This is a genomic window from Nocardia sp. NPDC004604, assembly GCF_040609795.1.
Classification (GTDB): domain Bacteria; phylum Actinomycetota; class Actinomycetes; order Mycobacteriales; family Mycobacteriaceae; genus Nocardia.
In genome coordinates this window covers 44,410-59,785 of sequence record NZ_JBEXLC010000044.1, presented here as the reverse complement: position 1 = coordinate 59,785, position 15,376 = coordinate 44,410, and the positions used below count along the sequence as shown (strand labels likewise).

At 54.7% G+C, this 15,376-nt stretch carries 15 protein-coding genes and 1 pseudogene; 11 read left to right on the top strand and 5 right to left on the bottom strand.

The annotated features are described in order from the left end of the window. Window positions 1–67: 67 nt before the first annotated feature. From prfA to ABZW16_RS18055, 5 genes are all read right to left on the bottom strand, one after another. Window positions 68–1,144 (bottom strand): peptide chain release factor 1, encoded by a 1,077-nt coding sequence (prfA, locus tag ABZW16_RS18075; RefSeq protein ID WP_002448694.1) that lies wholly within the window; start codon window positions 1,142–1,144, stop codon window positions 68–70. Next, window positions 1,144–1,743: a thymidine kinase gene (locus ABZW16_RS18070; RefSeq protein ID WP_002448715.1), complete on the bottom strand. Its 600-nt coding sequence runs from the start codon at window positions 1,741–1,743 to the stop codon at window positions 1,144–1,146. Before ABZW16_RS18070 ends, prfA begins: the two co-directional genes overlap by 1 nt. 174 nt (window positions 1,744–1,917) lie before the next feature. Next, the gene (locus ABZW16_RS18065; protein ID WP_002448672.1) at window positions 1,918–2,175 is read right to left on the bottom strand and encodes a type B 50S ribosomal protein L31; all 258 of its coding nucleotides are present in this window, start codon (window positions 2,173–2,175) and stop codon (window positions 1,918–1,920) included. 115 nt (window positions 2,176–2,290) lie between these two features. Next, a complete protein-coding gene (gene rho, locus ABZW16_RS18060) occupies window positions 2,291–3,607 on the bottom strand; it encodes a transcription termination factor Rho (protein WP_002448642.1) in 1,317 nt (438 codons plus the stop codon). Between the two features lie 239 nt (window positions 3,608–3,846). Then, complete coding sequence (locus ABZW16_RS18055; protein WP_002488147.1) at window positions 3,847–5,274, bottom strand: aldehyde dehydrogenase family protein; 1,428 nt, start codon at window positions 5,272–5,274, stop codon at window positions 3,847–3,849. 231 nt (window positions 5,275–5,505) lie between these two features. Between ABZW16_RS18055 and ABZW16_RS18050 the strand changes: the two are divergent. The 11 genes and pseudogenes from ABZW16_RS18050 to ABZW16_RS18000 all read left to right on the top strand — a co-directional run. Next, window positions 5,506–6,345: pseudogene (locus ABZW16_RS18050) on the top strand (S1 RNA-binding domain-containing protein); the annotation flags it as partial. Window positions 6,346–6,374: 29 nt separating this feature from the next. Continuing rightward, window positions 6,375–7,241 (top strand): hypothetical protein, encoded by an 867-nt coding sequence (locus ABZW16_RS18045; RefSeq protein WP_354957032.1) that lies wholly within the window; start codon window positions 6,375–6,377, stop codon window positions 7,239–7,241. A 484-nt stretch (window positions 7,242–7,725) separates the two neighbouring features. Continuing rightward, window positions 7,726–8,067 (top strand): 50S ribosomal protein L19, encoded by a 342-nt coding sequence (gene rplS, locus ABZW16_RS18040; RefSeq protein WP_011210681.1) that lies wholly within the window; start codon window positions 7,726–7,728, stop codon window positions 8,065–8,067. 108 nt (window positions 8,068–8,175) lie between these two features. After that, window positions 8,176–8,919, top strand: coding sequence for a signal peptidase I (lepB, locus tag ABZW16_RS18035; RefSeq protein WP_354957031.1), 744 nt, complete (start codon window positions 8,176–8,178; stop codon window positions 8,917–8,919). Window positions 8,920–8,947: 28 nt separating this feature from the next. Continuing rightward, on the top strand, window positions 8,948–9,766 hold the full coding sequence (locus ABZW16_RS18030; RefSeq protein ID WP_354957030.1) for a ribonuclease HII: 819 nt from the start codon (window positions 8,948–8,950) through the stop codon (window positions 9,764–9,766). A gap of 43 nt (window positions 9,767–9,809) precedes the next feature. Further along, window positions 9,810–10,115: a DUF2469 domain-containing protein gene (locus ABZW16_RS18025; protein WP_011210678.1), complete on the top strand. Its 306-nt coding sequence runs from the start codon at window positions 9,810–9,812 to the stop codon at window positions 10,113–10,115. Between the two features lie 185 nt (window positions 10,116–10,300). Further along, window positions 10,301–10,657 carry a YraN family protein gene (locus tag ABZW16_RS18020; RefSeq protein ID WP_354957029.1) on the top strand — a complete coding sequence of 119 codons (357 nt, stop codon included), beginning with the start codon at window positions 10,301–10,303 and terminating at the stop codon, window positions 10,655–10,657. Beyond that, the gene (locus tag ABZW16_RS18015; protein WP_354957028.1) at window positions 10,657–12,165 is read left to right on the top strand and encodes a YifB family Mg chelatase-like AAA ATPase; all 1,509 of its coding nucleotides are present in this window, start codon (window positions 10,657–10,659) and stop codon (window positions 12,163–12,165) included. Before ABZW16_RS18020 ends, ABZW16_RS18015 begins: the two co-directional genes overlap by 1 nt. A 485-nt stretch (window positions 12,166–12,650) precedes the next feature. Further along, on the top strand, window positions 12,651–12,815 hold the full coding sequence (locus tag ABZW16_RS18010) for a hypothetical protein (protein ID WP_354957027.1): 165 nt from the start codon (window positions 12,651–12,653) through the stop codon (window positions 12,813–12,815). A 241-nt stretch (window positions 12,816–13,056) separates the two neighbouring features. Beyond that, a complete protein-coding gene (gene dprA / locus ABZW16_RS18005) occupies window positions 13,057–14,175 on the top strand; it encodes a DNA-processing protein DprA (protein ID WP_354957026.1) in 1,119 nt (372 codons plus the stop codon). A gap of 239 nt (window positions 14,176–14,414) precedes the next feature. Next, a complete protein-coding gene (locus ABZW16_RS18000; protein WP_354957025.1) occupies window positions 14,415–15,335 on the top strand; it encodes a tyrosine recombinase XerC in 921 nt (306 codons plus the stop codon). Window positions 15,336–15,376 lie beyond the last annotated feature (41 nt).

The following is a 15,376-nucleotide window of genomic DNA, read 5'->3' as shown; positions in this document are numbered from 1 at the left end:
CCATTCCGCTCTAGATTGTTCAAATCCTTTTTCTTTTGTTAATTCAATCGCTTCTTGTAAGGTATCTTTAAAGCTCGCCATTATTTAGTTCTTTCAGTTTTTCAGTTTGCTCAGAAAGTGTTAATGCATCAATAATTTCATCCAATTTACCTTCCATAATTTGGTCGAGCTTTTGTAAAGTTAAACCAATTCGATGATCTGTCACACGACTTTGAGGATAATTATAAGTTCTTACACGTTCAGAACGATCTCCTGTCCCTACAGCTGATTTACGTTGAGCCGCATACTTTTGTTGTTCTTCTTGTAATTTCATATCATATAATCGCGCTTTTAATACTTTTAATGCTTTTTCACGGTTTTGAATTTGTGATTTTTCTGAAGACGTTGCAATAATACCGGTTGGAATATGCGTAATACGTACAGCAGAGTCTGTAGTATTAACGTGTTGACCACCAGCGCCACTTGAACGATACGTATCAATTTTCAAATCTTCATTACGCACTTCAATTTCTACATCTTCAACTTCAGGTAAAACAGCTACAGTCGCTGTAGATGTATGAATGCGTCCTCCAGATTCCGTTTCGGGCACACGTTGTACACGATGAGCACCATTTTCAAATTTCAACTTACTATAAGCACCACTACCTGAAACTGAAAAACTGATTTCTTTATATCCACCATGATCACTTTCTGCCGCTTCAACAATTTCAGTTTTAAAATTTTGAGATTCCGCATATTTTGTATACATTCTTAATAAATCGCCTGCGAAAATAGCTGCTTCATCTCCACCAGCTGCTGCTCTAATTTCGACAATAACGTCTTTTTCATCGTTTGGATCTTTAGGAATTAACAAGAATTTAAGTTGTTCTTCTAATTCTGGAAGTTCACTTTTTAATCCTAATGCTTCTTCTTTTAACATTTCAATTTCTTCTTTATCATCTGTTTCAGTTAGCATTTCATCTATTTCTGCTACTTCTTCTCTTTTACTTTTGTAATCTCTATAAACATCTACTGTTTTCTGTAAATCAGCTTGTTCTTTAGAATATTTTCGTAATTTATCTGGATCATTAACAATTTCTGGATCACTTAACATTTCATTTAACTGTTCATATCTTTCTTCAACAATATCTAATTGATCAAACACTATATTTCCTCCTTGTCATTGATGCTAGGTGCTACAATATGATGTGCTCTGCATCTTGGCTCATAACTTTCATTTGCTCCTACTAATATAATTGGATCATCAATTCTTGCTGGTTGTCCATTAATTAAACGTTGCGTCCGACTTGATGACGAACCACATATTGCACAAACGGCTTGTAATTTGGTCACTTGTTCACTTACGGCCATAATTTGAGGCATGGGGTCAAAAGGTTCACCTCTAAAGTCCATGTCTAATCCTGCTACTACAACTCTATGACCATCTTCAGCTAGCTTTTCTACTATATGTACAATTTCATTATCAAAAAATTGAATTTCATCTATACCTATGACATCAAATTGAGATAAATTTTGTAATAGTATTTCTCTAGCTGTTGAGATATTAATGGCTTCTAGCTCATTACCATCATGTGATACAACTTTCTCTTTATGATACCGGTCATCAATAGCTGGTTTAAATACGATTACTTTTTGTTTAGCATAAATTCCTCTTCTTAATCGACGAATTAATTCTTCCGATTTACCACTAAACATACTTCCAGTAATGCATTCAATCCAACCAGAATGGTAAGTCTCATACATTATAAGTTCCACCTTTTTCAAAACATAATCGCTTAATTATATCATATTTTCGATTATTATAAATGAGTTTATTACTGGGTTATCACTGAAGAAATTAATAAAATAGTTTAGAAATAAAAAAATACCTGCTTAATTCTATACATAATAGATTAGGCAGGCATTTTAAGTTCAAAATTAATTGTTGTTTGATTTGAGACCAAACTTTTTGTTGAAACGTTCCACACGACCATCCGCAGCAGCGAATTTTTGACGTCCTGTGTAGAATGGATGTGAATCAGATGATACATCTAAGCGAATAACTGGGTATTCGTTACCATCTTCCCATTCCATTGTTTCTGAAGAAGTTTTAGTAGAACCACTTAAAAATTTAAAGTTCGTTGTTGTATCTAAAAAGATGACTTTGTGGTAATCAGGATGAATTCCTTGTTTCATTTTTTTCAGCTCCTTTGCCCTGAACCATCTGGAACAGAGTTATTTGTGAGTTTTTACCCAATACTGTGTAATTATAATAGTTATTGAAGGAAAACGCAACCCTCAATCACATATTTTAGATAATTGGTTTTCCTGTTTTTGTACTTTCAGCGGCTGCCTTTTGCAATTGTTCAAAAAATTCTTTGTTATTTTCTGAACGTTTTAATTTTCTTATAAAACGCTCTGTAAAATCGGTAGAATCAGTAAACATATTTCTAAGTTGCCATAATGACTCTAATTCAGACTTACTAATTAATAATTCTTCTTTACGCGTAGAACTACGCCCAATATCAATAGCTGGGAATATTCGACGTTCAGATAATTTACGATCAAGATGAAGTTCCATATTACCTGTACCTTTGAACTCTTCATAAATCATATCATCCATACGTGAACCTGTATCTACTAGAGCCGTTGCTAAAATAGTTAGGCTACCACCTGCTTCAATATTACGAGCAGCACCGAAAAATGCTTTAGGCTTATGTAAGGATGCTGGATCCAAGCCACCTGACAATGTTCTACCACTAGGCGGGATAACAAGGTTATATGCTCTTGCTAAACGCGTAATAGAGTCCATCAAGATAATGACATCTTGTCCTATCTCTACAAGACGTTTTGCTCTTTCTAATAATAATTCTGCTACCTTAACGTGATGTTGAGGAGGTTCATCAAAAGTGGAATGTACTACTTCTGCTGACTCTACTGAACGCTCTATATCAGTTACCTCTTCAGGTCGTTCACCTACTAATAATATAAATAATTTAGCATCTGGTTTATTTGTACTAATTGCATTTGCAATTTCTTTAAGTAATGAAGTTTTACCAGCTTTAGGAGGAGCGACAATAAGACCACGTTGACCTAAACCAATTGGAGTAACTAAATCCATAATTCGAGTAGAATAATTTCGAGGCTCTGTTTCAAGAATAATTCTTTCCTCTGGATATAACGGAGTAAGTGCTTGGAAATGAGGACGTTTTTTTACAACTTCTGCATTTTCATCATTAACAAAGTCAACTTGTAGAAGTCCATAGTATTTTTCATTGTCTTTAGGCTTTCGTACTTTTCCAGTTACTTTATCGCCTCGTTTAATTTCAAAACGTCTAATTTGACTAGCTGATATATATATATCTTTTTCACCTTTAGAATAATTAACGGTTCTTAAAAAACCATATCCATCAGGTTGTATATCATCTAAAACACCCTCCATATAGTAATTTCCATCTTTTTCCATTTGAGCTTCCATAATTGCCAAGACAAGCTCACTTTTATTCAATTTACTATAATTAGTTAGTTTTAATGATTTTGCTTTTTGCGTAAGTTCTTTTGTCGTATAATTTTTATACAATTCATGAAAAGATTCATATTGTGGTGATGTTCGTTCTCTTTCAGGCATAAATTGCACCCATTTCTTATATTTTTATAAAAATCATCTAGCTACTAGCATTGTTAAATCATCTAAATGATTATAACTTAAATGTTTTAAACGTTAGCATCTTAAATACTAGAATTAATATAGCAAATTTTTAATTTAATTACAAAATGATTTTATTAAATTTCAAAAAATAAAACAGCTCATGGAACTAAAATGATTCCATGAACTGTATTTATATTAAACTATTTCATTATACTTAATTATTTAAAATAACCAGCAATTGATTTTACTTCTAAGAACTCTTCAATTCCGTAGTCGCCCCATTCACGACCGATACCAGATTGTTTATAACCACCAAATGGTAAATAGGGTTCGTTTGGAGATTCATTAATTTGAATTCTACCTGCCTCAATTGAACGTGCCACTTTTTGAAGCGTTTCTTTATCTTTACCAATTACATATCCTGCTAAACCATATTTAGTATCATTAGCAATTTCGATTGCTTCGTCTAAATCATTATATGTGATTACTGAAACAACTGGACCAAAAATTTCTTCTTGTGCAATAGTCATATCATTTTTAACATTTATAAAAATAGTTGGTCTAGCAAAATAACCTGTATCTAATCCTTCTGGTTTACCTGGACCACCATATAATAATTCAGCGCCTTCTTCAATACCTTTATCAATATAAGATTGTACTGTGTCGAATTGTTTTTTACTAATGATTGGTCCTACTTGGGTATTTTTATCAAGTGGATCGCCAACTTTAACATTACTAAACTCTTCTTTTAAGGCAGTTAAGAATTCTTGTTTAATACTTTCTGGAACTAAGATTCTTGTTCCTGCAGTACATACTTGACCAGTATTATTAACAACCTTTCCAGTTGTAGCTTTTGCAGCTTCTTTAATATCTACATCGTCAAGTACGATATATGGTGATTTGCCACCTAATTCAAGAGATACTTTTTTGATATCTTTAGCTGCTTTTTCCATAATTTTAGAACCTGTAGCTCCAGAACCAGTGAATGACATCATTCTAACTTTAGGATGTTCGCTTAATGGATTACCTACACCTTCACCATCACCATTAACTAAGTTAAATGCGCCTTTAGGAACGCCTGCTTTTTCAAAGATTTCAGCTAAAATTATTGCAGCAAATGGTGTTTCTTCAGAAGGTTTTAACACAACTGGACTACCTGCAGCAAATGCTGCTGCTAATTTAAGAGATGTTTGATTAGTTGGGAAATTCCATGGTGTAACTAATCCAGAAACGCCAATCGCTTCTTTAGTTACCAAATCATCTCCGCGACGTTCTTCAAATTCAAATGAATCTAAAGCTCTACGTGCTTCTGAAAAGTGTTGTAAACCCATTTGATAATGAACATTTTCTGAAACAGTTAGTGGAGCGCCTAACTCTGCTGTAATTGTTTCAATAATATCTTGTTTTCTATTTTTATATTCTTCTACTATTCTATCTAGTAGTTGTTTTCTTTCTTCAACTGAACTATGGCGAAATTCTAAATATACGTCATGAGCAGCTTGAACCGCTTTTTCTACATCTTTTTCATTACCTTTTGCAACTTTTCCAATAACTTCTTCTGTTGCTGGATTAATTACATCAATTGTTTCGTTACTTTCACTATCAATCCATTCACCATTAATATATTGTTGAGTATAATTTCTCATCAATGATTCACTCCTTAAGAATGTGTATGTCTAATATATATCCGATTTGATGTTATTTAAACATAATTAAAAGGTTAAAGTTTATATAAACTCCAACCTTTTAACTATATTATTTAACTGAATCGTTATGTTCTAATGTGACGTAATCTCTAGCCCATGCTTCAATTGGTCTTAAAGCCTCAGCAAGTGCTTTTCCTTTATCGGTTAACTCATAAACGATAGAAACAGGACGCCGAAAGCATTGTGGCGCACCGTGATCAGCACGGTCCGTTCCGCAGCCGCACCGCGTTGCTGAATGTGCCACGCCTGGGCCCGAAGGCCTTCGAACAGTGCGCGGGCTTCCTGCGCATCCGCGGCGGCGACGATCCGCTCGACACCTCCGCCGTGCACCCCGAGGCCTATCCGGTGGTGCGGCGCATTCTGGAGTCGACCGGACGCGGCATGTCGGAACTGATCGGCAATACCGGGACACTGCGCGCGCTGAAGCCCGCCGATTTCACCGACGAGAAGTTCGGTATCCCCACCGTCACCGACATCATCACCGAACTCGAGAAGCCGGGTCGCGACCCGCGTCCGGAGTTCAAGACCGCCGAATTCGCGGCGGGCGTAGAGAAGGTCGCCGACCTCGAGCCGGGCATGGTGCTCGAGGGTGTGGTCACCAATGTGGCCGCATTCGGTGCCTTCGTCGATATCGGCGTGCACCAGGACGGACTCGTGCACGTCTCGGCCATGTCACACAACTTCGTCAAGGATCCGCGCGAGGTCGTGAAGTCCGGCGATGTCGTCAAGGTGAAGGTGCTCGAGGTCGATGTCGCACGTCAGCGCATCGGGCTGTCGCTGCGGCTGGACGACGAACCGGGTGCCGTCAAGGCCGAGGGCGGCCGTGGCCGTGGCCAGGGTGGTCGGGGCGGACCCGATCGCGGCGGGCAGCGGCAGAATGGACAGGGTAAGCAGCAGGGCCAGGGGCGCCAGCAGAATCAGGGCCGCAACCAGGGCAACCAGCGTCGTAACACGCCCGCGCCGAGCGGTTCGATGGCGGATGCACTGCGGCGGGCCGGTTTCGGACAGTAGGGCGATACGGGCGGAGGTTGTAGGCGGCCATGCGACGGTGGCTCGAAGATGATGTGATCGCGCATGGTCGTCTGCCGTTGGCGTGCTTTCTGCTCGGATTTATCGTCGGGTTCCTGCTGATCCGGCTCAGCGTCCGGTTGATCCGTAAGCAGGTCCGCTGGTGGCCCGGAAATCTGCGCTCCGGCGGCGTGCACATCCACCACATGGTGTTCGGGGTCATCCTCGTGCTGTTGTCCGGCATCGGGTTGGTCACGACCTACCAGAGCGCCGATACGCTCACCGCGAGCCTGCTCGCCGCCGCCTTCGGTGTCGGTGCGGCCCTCACCCTCGACGAATTCGCGCTGATCTTCTATCTGCGCGATGTGTACTGGGAGGAACAGGGCCGCACCTCGGTCGACGCGGTCTTCGTCGCGCTCGCCGTGACGGGACTGCTACTGCTCGGCTTCCATCCGCTGTGGTTATTGGATGTCAATGACTTCCGCCGCGACCCCAGCATGGAGGTCCGGATCTCCATCGTCGTCTTCGCGGTGGTGAACCTCGGGCTCGCGGCCATCGTCATTGCGAAAGGCAAGATCTGGACCGGCCTGTTCGGCATGTACTTCCTACCCCTACTCGTCGTAGGCGCGCTACGCCTGAGCAGACCGGGCGCACCATGGGCCCGCTGGCGCTACCCCGGCAAGCGACGGCTGATGTACCGCGCCATCGTCCGCGAACGCCGATACCGCCGCCCAGTAATCCGCGCGAAAATCTTCGTCCAAGACCTGGTCGCCGGAAAACCCGACGTAGTCCACGTCCGCGAGGCCGCCGAAGCCGAATTGGCCCGCACCGTAGTCCCCGCCCCACCCGCCCCCGCCCACTGGCACCTCCCCATGGCCGACCACTCCCACCACAACTGAGCTCTCGCGTTCACGAGAATGCGCTGGTGCAGGGTGCTCCCGGCGTTTGCCTACACCAGCGCATTCTCACGGGATGAGCTGGGGGAGGTGGGGGGTGGAAAGGAGGTCGCGCCTCGAATCGGTCGGCCAGGTCGTGTTCGTTCACGAAGGGCCGTTGGTATGGCTCGGACCGTTGGGGTTTGCTGGCATCGCCCTCGCCTCCGGTGGCCTGCGCCCGGGGCGCAGGGCAGCCGCTCGGACTGCTGCGCTGCCGGTCGGTCGCGTGACCGAGGCGGTGGCGGTGCACCGCGCGGTCACCCGCGGAGCGGGGCTTTTCCCGTGGCAGGACCGGGGCGATTTTTCCGGTGCCCCGCCGATCTGGCACAATGCACAGGTTGCCCTGGGTGCTTTCCGCCCATGGAGCACCCCTTATTCGGAGCATGAACCGGTCGAGTACGCGAGTGCCGCCAGGGTCCTCTGCTCGCGCGAACATCAGAAGGATGAAATGAACACCCTTGACTTCGTCGACGAAAAGTCGCTGCGCAGCGACGTCCCCGACTTCCGGCCGGGTGACACGCTCAACGTGCATGTGAAGGTCATCGAAGGCTCGAAGGAGCGCATCCAGGTCTTCAAGGGCGTCGTGATCCGGCGCCAGGGCGGTGGCATCCGCGAAACCTTCACCGTCCGCAAGGTGTCGTTCGGTGTCGGCGTGGAGCGCACCTTCCCGGTGCACAGCCCGAACATCGACCACATCGATGTCGTGACCCGTGGTGATGTCCGCCGGGCCAAGCTGTACTACCTGCGCGATCTGCGCGGCAAGGCTGCCAAGATCAAGGAAAAGCGCTGACCTTGTAGCACAACGCAGCTCGGCACGATAGTTATTCAGTAGCCCGGCACCGGACGTGAGTCATGGTGCCGGGCTAATCTGTTCGGCGTGGCAGACGAAAGTGGGTCGATGACTGTGTCCGGTTCGGACGACGAGGGTGCGGGCCGTCGCTCGCGACGCGCGAAGCGCAAGCAACGCCCTTTCTGGCAGGAACTGCCGGTCCTCATTGTCATCGCTGCGGTGATCGCGGCCCTGATGGTCAGTTTCGTCGGGCGCCCGTATGTCATTCCGTCCCAGTCGATGGAACAGACTCTGCTCATCGGCGACCGCATCTACGTGGAGAAGCCGAGCTATTACTGGGGCAATCCCGAGCCCGGTGATGTCGTGGTGTTCGTCGGTCCGCCGTCGTGGAATACCCGCTACCAGTCCATCCGGTCGAGCAATGTCGTCGTGCGCGGCGTGCAGAACTTCTTTTCCTTCTTCGGGCTCGTGCCGCCGGATGAGAATGATCTGGTGAAGCGGGTGATCGCCGTCGGCGGGCAGACCGTGCAGTGCTGTGACGCACAGGGCCGGGTCCTGGTGGACGGCAAGCCCTTGGACGAGCCGTATGTCAAGAACGACTACCCGTGGTATCCCGGACAGCAGAATGCGACCTACCCTGCGGGCCGGGTGTTCGGCCCGGTGAAGGTGCCCGAGGGCAACCTGTGGGTGATGGGCGACAACCGCAATCAGTCCGCCGACTCGCGCGCCCACGTCAGCGACAATCTGCAGGGCACCGTCCCGATCGACAATGTTCGCGGTAAGACCGTCTTCAAGATCTGGCCGCCCACCCGCATCGGCCCGGTGAAAGCGCAGGATCCCCAGACGAACTGATCGGTGCGGGCCGCAGGATAATTAGACGGTGGGGCAGGGTCGAGTGGCACAGGCTAAGGGCGCGACTCCGGGCAACGGGTGGCCGCCGCGCGTTGTCATGCGTCGGGCAGGCGGATTGCGCACCATGGAGGCAGCACTGATCCGCAGCGGACTAGGACCCGTCGCGGGCGTCGACGAGGCCGGGCGCGGCCCCTGTGCCGGACCGCTGGTGGTCGCCGCCTGTCTGCTCGCTCCCAAGGCCTACGACAAGCTGGCCGGACTCGACGATTCCAAGAAGCTCACCGAATCGGTGCGCGAGCAGCTTTACCCGGTCATCACCCGGCTGGCGCTGGCCTGGCAGGTCGTGGTCGTTCCGGCCTGGGAGATCGACTCGATCGGCATCCATGTCGCCAATATCGAAGGTATGCGCCGCGCGGTCGCCGGGCTCGGGCGGACGCCCGGATATGTGCTCACCGACGGATTCCGGGTGCCCGGTATTCCGGTGCCGTCGCTGCCGGTCATCGGTGGTGACGCGGCCGCGGCCTGCATCGCGGCGGCGAGCATTCTGGCCAAGGTGACCAGGGACCGGATAATGGTCGAACTCGACGAGCGCTTTCCCGGCTACGGTTTCGCCGCGCACAAGGGCTACAACACGCCCGAACATACCGCCGCGCTCGAACGGCTCGGACCGAGCAGTGAGCACCGCCGATCCTGGCGCAATGTGCGGGAGGCGGCGGGGCTGCGGCCGGTCGCCGCCGCCGAGTACGCCGACGCGGTACTGGCCGATGAGGTTTTGGCCGGTGCGGTTCTGGTCGACGGCGCCGAACCGGATAGCCGAGTGGCTACCGACCCGGCGCATGCGAGATGATGTCAATACACGCAGTGCGGCGAGAAGGAGGACGTCCCACCCGATGAGTGCCGAGGACCTGGAGAAATACGAAACCGAGATGGAGCTCTCGCTGTATCGGGAGTACAAGGACATCGTCGGTCAGTTCTCGTACGTGGTGGAGACCGAGCGCCGCTTCTATCTGGCCAACTCCGTCGAATTGCGGCCGCAGAACGCCGACGGCGAGGTGTACTTCGAGGTGCGCATGAGCGATGCCTGGGTATGGGATATGTACCGGCCCGCGCGCTTCGTGAAGCATGTTCGGGTGATCACGTTCAAGGACGTGAATATCGAGGAGCTGGAGAAGCCGGATCTGCGGTTGCCGGAGTAGGGCGCCCACACTGCGGGGTGGTCGCATGGGCGCCGATCCGGCTCCATAGCACGGGGCACCGACAAATACGGCGCACGTGAATACTGGGCGCTCGGGTTGTGCACAGCTCAGCGGTTATCCACAGGTTTTCTGTTCGCCCAGGTCGCTGGCGTCGACCGGAGGTGCGGTCCGGGCACGCTGAGCTCGTGGCAGATAACCGGGCGCTCGGCGCACAAGGGGAAGAGCTGGCGGCACGATTCCTGCAGGCCGCCGGGATGGAGATCATCGGCAGGAATTGGCGGTGCAAATACGGCGAGCTGGATCTGATCGCCAAGGACACCGAGGTCACCGCCTTCGTAGAGGTCAAAACCCGAACCGGGGCCAAGTTCGGCACGCCCGCCGAGGCGGTCACCTTCGATAAACAGCAGCGGATACGGCGGCTTGCGCTGGTGTGGCTGGCCGAACAGGACGGTCCGTGGCGCAATATCCGGTTCGATGTCGTCTCGGTGTTGCTGCACCGCGGCCACCGTCCGGTCATCGACCACCTGAAAGCCGTGTTCTGATGGCGCTGGGGGTGGCGTATTCGGTCGCGGTGACCGGGGTGGACGGTCAACTGGTCGAGATCGAAGCGGATATCGGACAGGGCCTGCCCTCGGTGCATCTGGTCGGACTGCCCGACACCGCGCTGCAGGAATCCCGGGATCGAGTGCGCTCGGCGGTGGCGAATACGGGGGAGAAGTGGCCCGACGGCAGGGTGATTCTGGCGCTGTCCCCGGCGTCCTTGCCCAAGATCGGCAGCGTTTACGACCTGGCCCTTGCGGTCGCGGTACTCGACGCGGCGGACGCGATTCCCTCCGATCGGCTCGGAAAGACTGTGCTGTTAGGGGAATTGGCGCTCGACGGCCGGGTGCGCCGCGTGCGCGGCATACTGCCCGCGGTGATCGCGGCGCGCAATGCGGGCTGGTCTCGGGTGATCGTGCCGGAATCCGCGCTGGCCGAAGCCGGTCTGGTGGATGGTATCGAGGTCTTCGGCGCCGCCAGCCTGCGCACCGTTGTCGCGTGGCTGCGCGGCGAGGGCGTCCTCGTCGAACCCAATGGCATCCTGCCCGACACCGGTCGCTACGGCGGCGATCTGAGCGAGGTGGTCGGCCAGGACGAGGCGCGGTGGGCACTGGAGGTGGCCGCGGCGGGCGGTCATCACCTGCTGCTCACCGGACCGCCCGGAATCGGCAAAACCATGTTGGCGCAACGTCTTCCGGGCCTACTGCCGCCCCTCACCGAATCCGAAGCCCTCGAGGTGACGGCCATCCACTCGGTCGCTGGCGCGCTTTCAGACGACCACCCGTTGATCACCATGCCGCCCTTCGTCGCTCCCCATCATTCGACCTCGGCCAGCGCCATGGTCGGCGGCGGATCGGGGACGGCACGCCCGGGCGCGGTCAGCCGCGCCCACCGGGGCGTGCTGTTCCTCGACGAATGCGCGGAGATCGGCACCAAGGTCCTGGAAGCGATGCGAACTCCCTTGGAAGAGGGCGAAGTTCGCATCGCCCGTCGCGACGGGGTGGCGCGCTATCCGGCCCGATTCCAACTGGTGCTCGCCGCGAACCCCTGCCCCTGCGCACCGGCCCGCGATGTCGACTGCATCTGCCCGCCGCTCGCCCGCCGCCGATACCTCGGCAAACTGTCCGGACCGCTGATGGACCGCATAGACATCTGGGTCCAGATGCACGGCCAGTCGGGCGCATCGTTCGCCGCCGCGGAGGCCGAGAGCAGTGCGGTCGTGCGCGGCCGAGTAGCGGCGGCAAGGCAAGCCGCAGCGCACCGTTGGAGGGATTTTGGCTGGGCTACGAACGCCGAAGTCCCAGGTCACATACTCCGCCAACGATTCCGACTGCCCTCCGAAGCAACCGCCCCGGTCGAGGCCGCCCTCCGCCTGGGCCGCCTCTCCGCTCGCGGCGCCGACCGCGCCATCCGCGTCGCGTGGACAATCTGCGACCTCCGCGGCGCGGACCTTCCTGGAGCCCAGGATGTACTGGCGGCGTTGAACTTTCGACAGCGGGGTGCACAGTGAGCGGGGGAGTGAGGTCGTCGGCAGATGGGGCTATGTGCGACGGGGGCGATTCAGCGATGGTCGCCGTTCTCGTCGGATGCGAGTCTGTCCGTGTTCCTCAGGGCCCAAGACGTATTGGTCGCCTTGGACTTCCGGTGGTGGCGGACACTGAGCGCGGCGCGGGTAGATGCGGGGGCCATCGGAGGCGGGGATTGCCGTTGTGCGGGCGGCCCAGCGGTCGCCTCAGGGTGTGCTCGCGTAGTGGTGGTCGACGGGTTGGCCGCGATGCAGTGCTGAGCGAACGGCTTGGTGCAGCAGGTGCGGGTGCTCCTGGGATGCAGGTCTGTCCGTCTTCCTCGCCGGCCAAGATGTATTGGTCGCCTTGGACTTCCGGCTGTGGGGGCTCGGTGAGCGCAGAGCGGTCATTGCGAGATGTGCGGGCGTTCGGGGGCAGGGAGCGCTGCCGGGTGGGCGCAGGGTCCGCTTCGGGGTCTGCTGGCGCGGCAATGGTCGATCGGTTGGTTGCGGCGCAGAGCTGGGCGACGGCTGCTTGCGGCAGGACCGATCCAGCGCGGGTAGCCGTGCGCACCGCATACGGCGGCATCGACCTCGGTGGTGCGCGGGATGTGCTGGCGGCGTCGAACTTCCGCGGCGGGGTGGGCGATGAATGAGGACCGGACAGCTGGGGCGTCGGCAGCAGGCGAGCATGCGGCGGATGACGGCATCCCCGGGGCGGATTGCGGTTGGGCGAGAGGTGCTGAGGGGGCCGATGTGGGATACGTATCAGCGGTGGCGGGGTGTGCTGGTGGGGTGGTGAGCGGCCGATCCCCTCGCTCGGGGTATGGGGTTGTGGACCTGGACGATCGGGGGTCGGCGAATACCGAGGTGGTTGTTGGCGGGGATGAGCGACGGTTGGCGTGGGCATATTTGTCGCGCGTGGTGGCGGGGCCGTGTGCGGCGCTCTCGTTGTTGATCGAGTCGGTTGGGGTGGTGGAGGCGGCGCGGGCGGTGCGGGAGTGTGCGTTGCCGGAGTCGTTGTTGGGGCCTACTTCGAGGCGGCGCGAGATCGATTGTGCGGCAAACGATCTCGAGGTGATGGAGCGGATCGGTGGACGTTTGGTTACTCCAGATGATTCGGAATGGCCTGCCTGGCGGATGTTGGGTCTCAGCCAACTCGAGCCGGGACGCGATCGGGACGGGGCCGTGCCGCTGGTGTTATGGGTGCGTGGGCCGCGGTCGCTGTTGGAGTCGAGTGAGCGCGCCATCGCGGTGGTCGGGGCGCGGTGCAGTACTGGGTACGGTGATCGCGTCACCGGTGAGATCGTCGGTGATCTGGCCGCGCAAGGCTGGACGGTGGTGTCCGGTGCTGCCTTCGGTATCGACGGTATGGCGCATCGCGCCGCTCTGGCCGTTGGCGCCCCGACCATTGCCGTCCTCGCCTGCGGCGTCGACCGCGCCTATCCCGCCCAGCATGAGCGGCTCTTGGCCGAGATCGCCGAAACCGGTTTGGTGATCAGCGAATACCCGCCCGGCACGGTTGCCCACAAGAACCAATTCCTGGCCCGCAACAGGCTGATCGCGGCCCTGGCGGACGGCGTTCTCGTGGTGGAGGCGGGGCTGCGCAGCGGTGCACGAAACACTGTCAAATGGGCCCGCCGCCTCGGCCGCCCCGCCCTCGCCATCCCCGGTCCCGTCACCTCGGCATCCTCGGTTGGCTGCCACCGCATGATCCGCGAGGGTGAGGCTCTGCTGGTCACCCGCGCCGAGGAGGTCATCGATGAAGCAGGCCCACTGCGTCTTTCGCTACCGACTCAGCAATCGTCCGACCCAGGCGACCGCTTGCTCGGCGACGAAGCATCGGTCTTCGCGGTACTCCCGAAAATCGGCTCCCGCCAGCCAAGAGCCATCGCCGAGGACGCCGGTCTCGAAGTGGCCACCGTCCGCGCCATTCTCCCCGCACTCGAACTGGCCGGACTCGTCGGAATGGACGAAAACGGCTGGTACCGAACCACGAAGAAGACGCAACAATGACTGTCCCGCGCTCCCGAACCCGAAGAGCTCGAGCACCGGGTCATGCCCGTGCGCTGAGCGGTGCTGGCCCTCCCGCTCCGCCGACACCGTGACCGGTTCGCCCTTCGAGACTTTGCAGCGCTCGCACCTCGGACCGACGTTGCTGGATCTGCTCGGCGGGCGGGTGAAAGGTAGATGAATCCGCTGTCGGTGCGGCGCGCTGACTTGCCAATAGCGGGTGGGGTGGTGACGGTGGGGAGATGGAGTTGCCGGAGGATCTCGAGGCGTTGCTGATGGAGTATGGGCGGCATCTGCGGTTGGGGCGGAATCGGTCGGCACATACGGCGCGGGCGTATGTGGGGGATGCGCGGTCGTTGCTGGCGCATTTGGTTGCGCGGTCGGCGGATTCGGCAGTGCGAGAGATGGATTTGGCGTTGTTGCGGTCATGGCTGGCCGCGCAGTCGGCCGGTGGTGCGGCGCGCACGACCATGGCGCGGCGGGCGTCCTCGGCAAGGACATTTACCGCGTGGTTGACCAGTACCGGGCGGCTCGCGATCGATCCCGGACTTCGGCTCGGTTCGCCGAAGGCGCATCGGGTGTTGCCTACGGTGCTCGGCACCCAGCAGGCCGTGGCGGCCATGGATGCGGCGGAATCCGGTGCGGTGCAACGTGATCCAATGGCCTTACGCGATCGGCTGATCGTGGAGCTGTTGTACTCCACCGGAATCCGGGTCAGCGAATTGTGCGGACTCGATCTCGACGATATCGATCGAGAGCGGCGCCTGGTCCGCGTACTCGGCAAGGGCAACAAGGAGCGATCGGTGCCCTTCGGCGTTCCGGCCGATGCAGCGATTGCGAATTGGCTGCGGTACGGCCGCCCCACATTCGCCACCGCCGACTCGGGTCGCGCCCTGCTGCTGGGCCGCCGCGGCAAACGCCTCGATCAGCGCCAGGCCAGAACGGTTGTCCACGAGGTCGTTTCGGCGATCCCGGGCGCACCCGATATGGGCCCGCACGGATTGCGACATTCGGCGGCAACCCACCTGCTCGAGGGTGGCGCCGACCTACGCGTCGTGCAGGAGCTGCTCGGCCACGCCAGCATGGCCACCACCCAGCTGTATACCCACGTCTCCATCGAGCGCCTGAAGAAAGTCCACGACCAGGCCCATCCTCGCGCCTGACCGGTCGGCTGAGGCCGTAGGCAACCGAGTATCGGGTTCGC

Bases quoted from the DNA above. Each gene is read 5' to 3' on its own strand.
- ABZW16_RS18070 (WP_002448715.1), bottom strand. From the start codon at position 1,743: ATGTATGAGACTTACCATTCTGGTTGGATTGAATGCATTACTGGAAGT.
- ABZW16_RS18065 (WP_002448672.1), bottom strand. From the start codon at position 2,175: ATGAAACAAGGAATTCATCCTGATTACCACAAAGTCATCTTTTTAGAT.
- rho (WP_002448642.1), bottom strand. From the start codon at position 3,607: ATGCCTGAAAGAGAACGAACATCACCACAATATGAATCTTTTCATGAA.
- ABZW16_RS18055 (WP_002488147.1), bottom strand. From the start codon at position 5,274: ATGAGAAATTATACTCAACAATATATTAATGGTGAATGGATTGATAGT.
- ABZW16_RS18045 (WP_354957032.1), top strand. From the start codon at position 6,375: ATGCGACGGTGGCTCGAAGATGATGTGATCGCGCATGGTCGTCTGCCG.
- rplS (WP_011210681.1), top strand. From the start codon at position 7,726: ATGAACACCCTTGACTTCGTCGACGAAAAGTCGCTGCGCAGCGACGTC.
- lepB (WP_354957031.1), top strand. From the start codon at position 8,176: ATGACTGTGTCCGGTTCGGACGACGAGGGTGCGGGCCGTCGCTCGCGA.
- ABZW16_RS18025 (WP_011210678.1), top strand. From the start codon at position 9,810: ATGAGTGCCGAGGACCTGGAGAAATACGAAACCGAGATGGAGCTCTCG.
- ABZW16_RS18015 (WP_354957028.1), top strand. From the start codon at position 10,657: ATGGCGCTGGGGGTGGCGTATTCGGTCGCGGTGACCGGGGTGGACGGT.
- ABZW16_RS18010 (WP_354957027.1), top strand. From the start codon at position 12,651: ATGGTCGATCGGTTGGTTGCGGCGCAGAGCTGGGCGACGGCTGCTTGC.
- ABZW16_RS18000 (WP_354957025.1), top strand. From the start codon at position 14,415: ATGGAGTTGCCGGAGGATCTCGAGGCGTTGCTGATGGAGTATGGGCGG.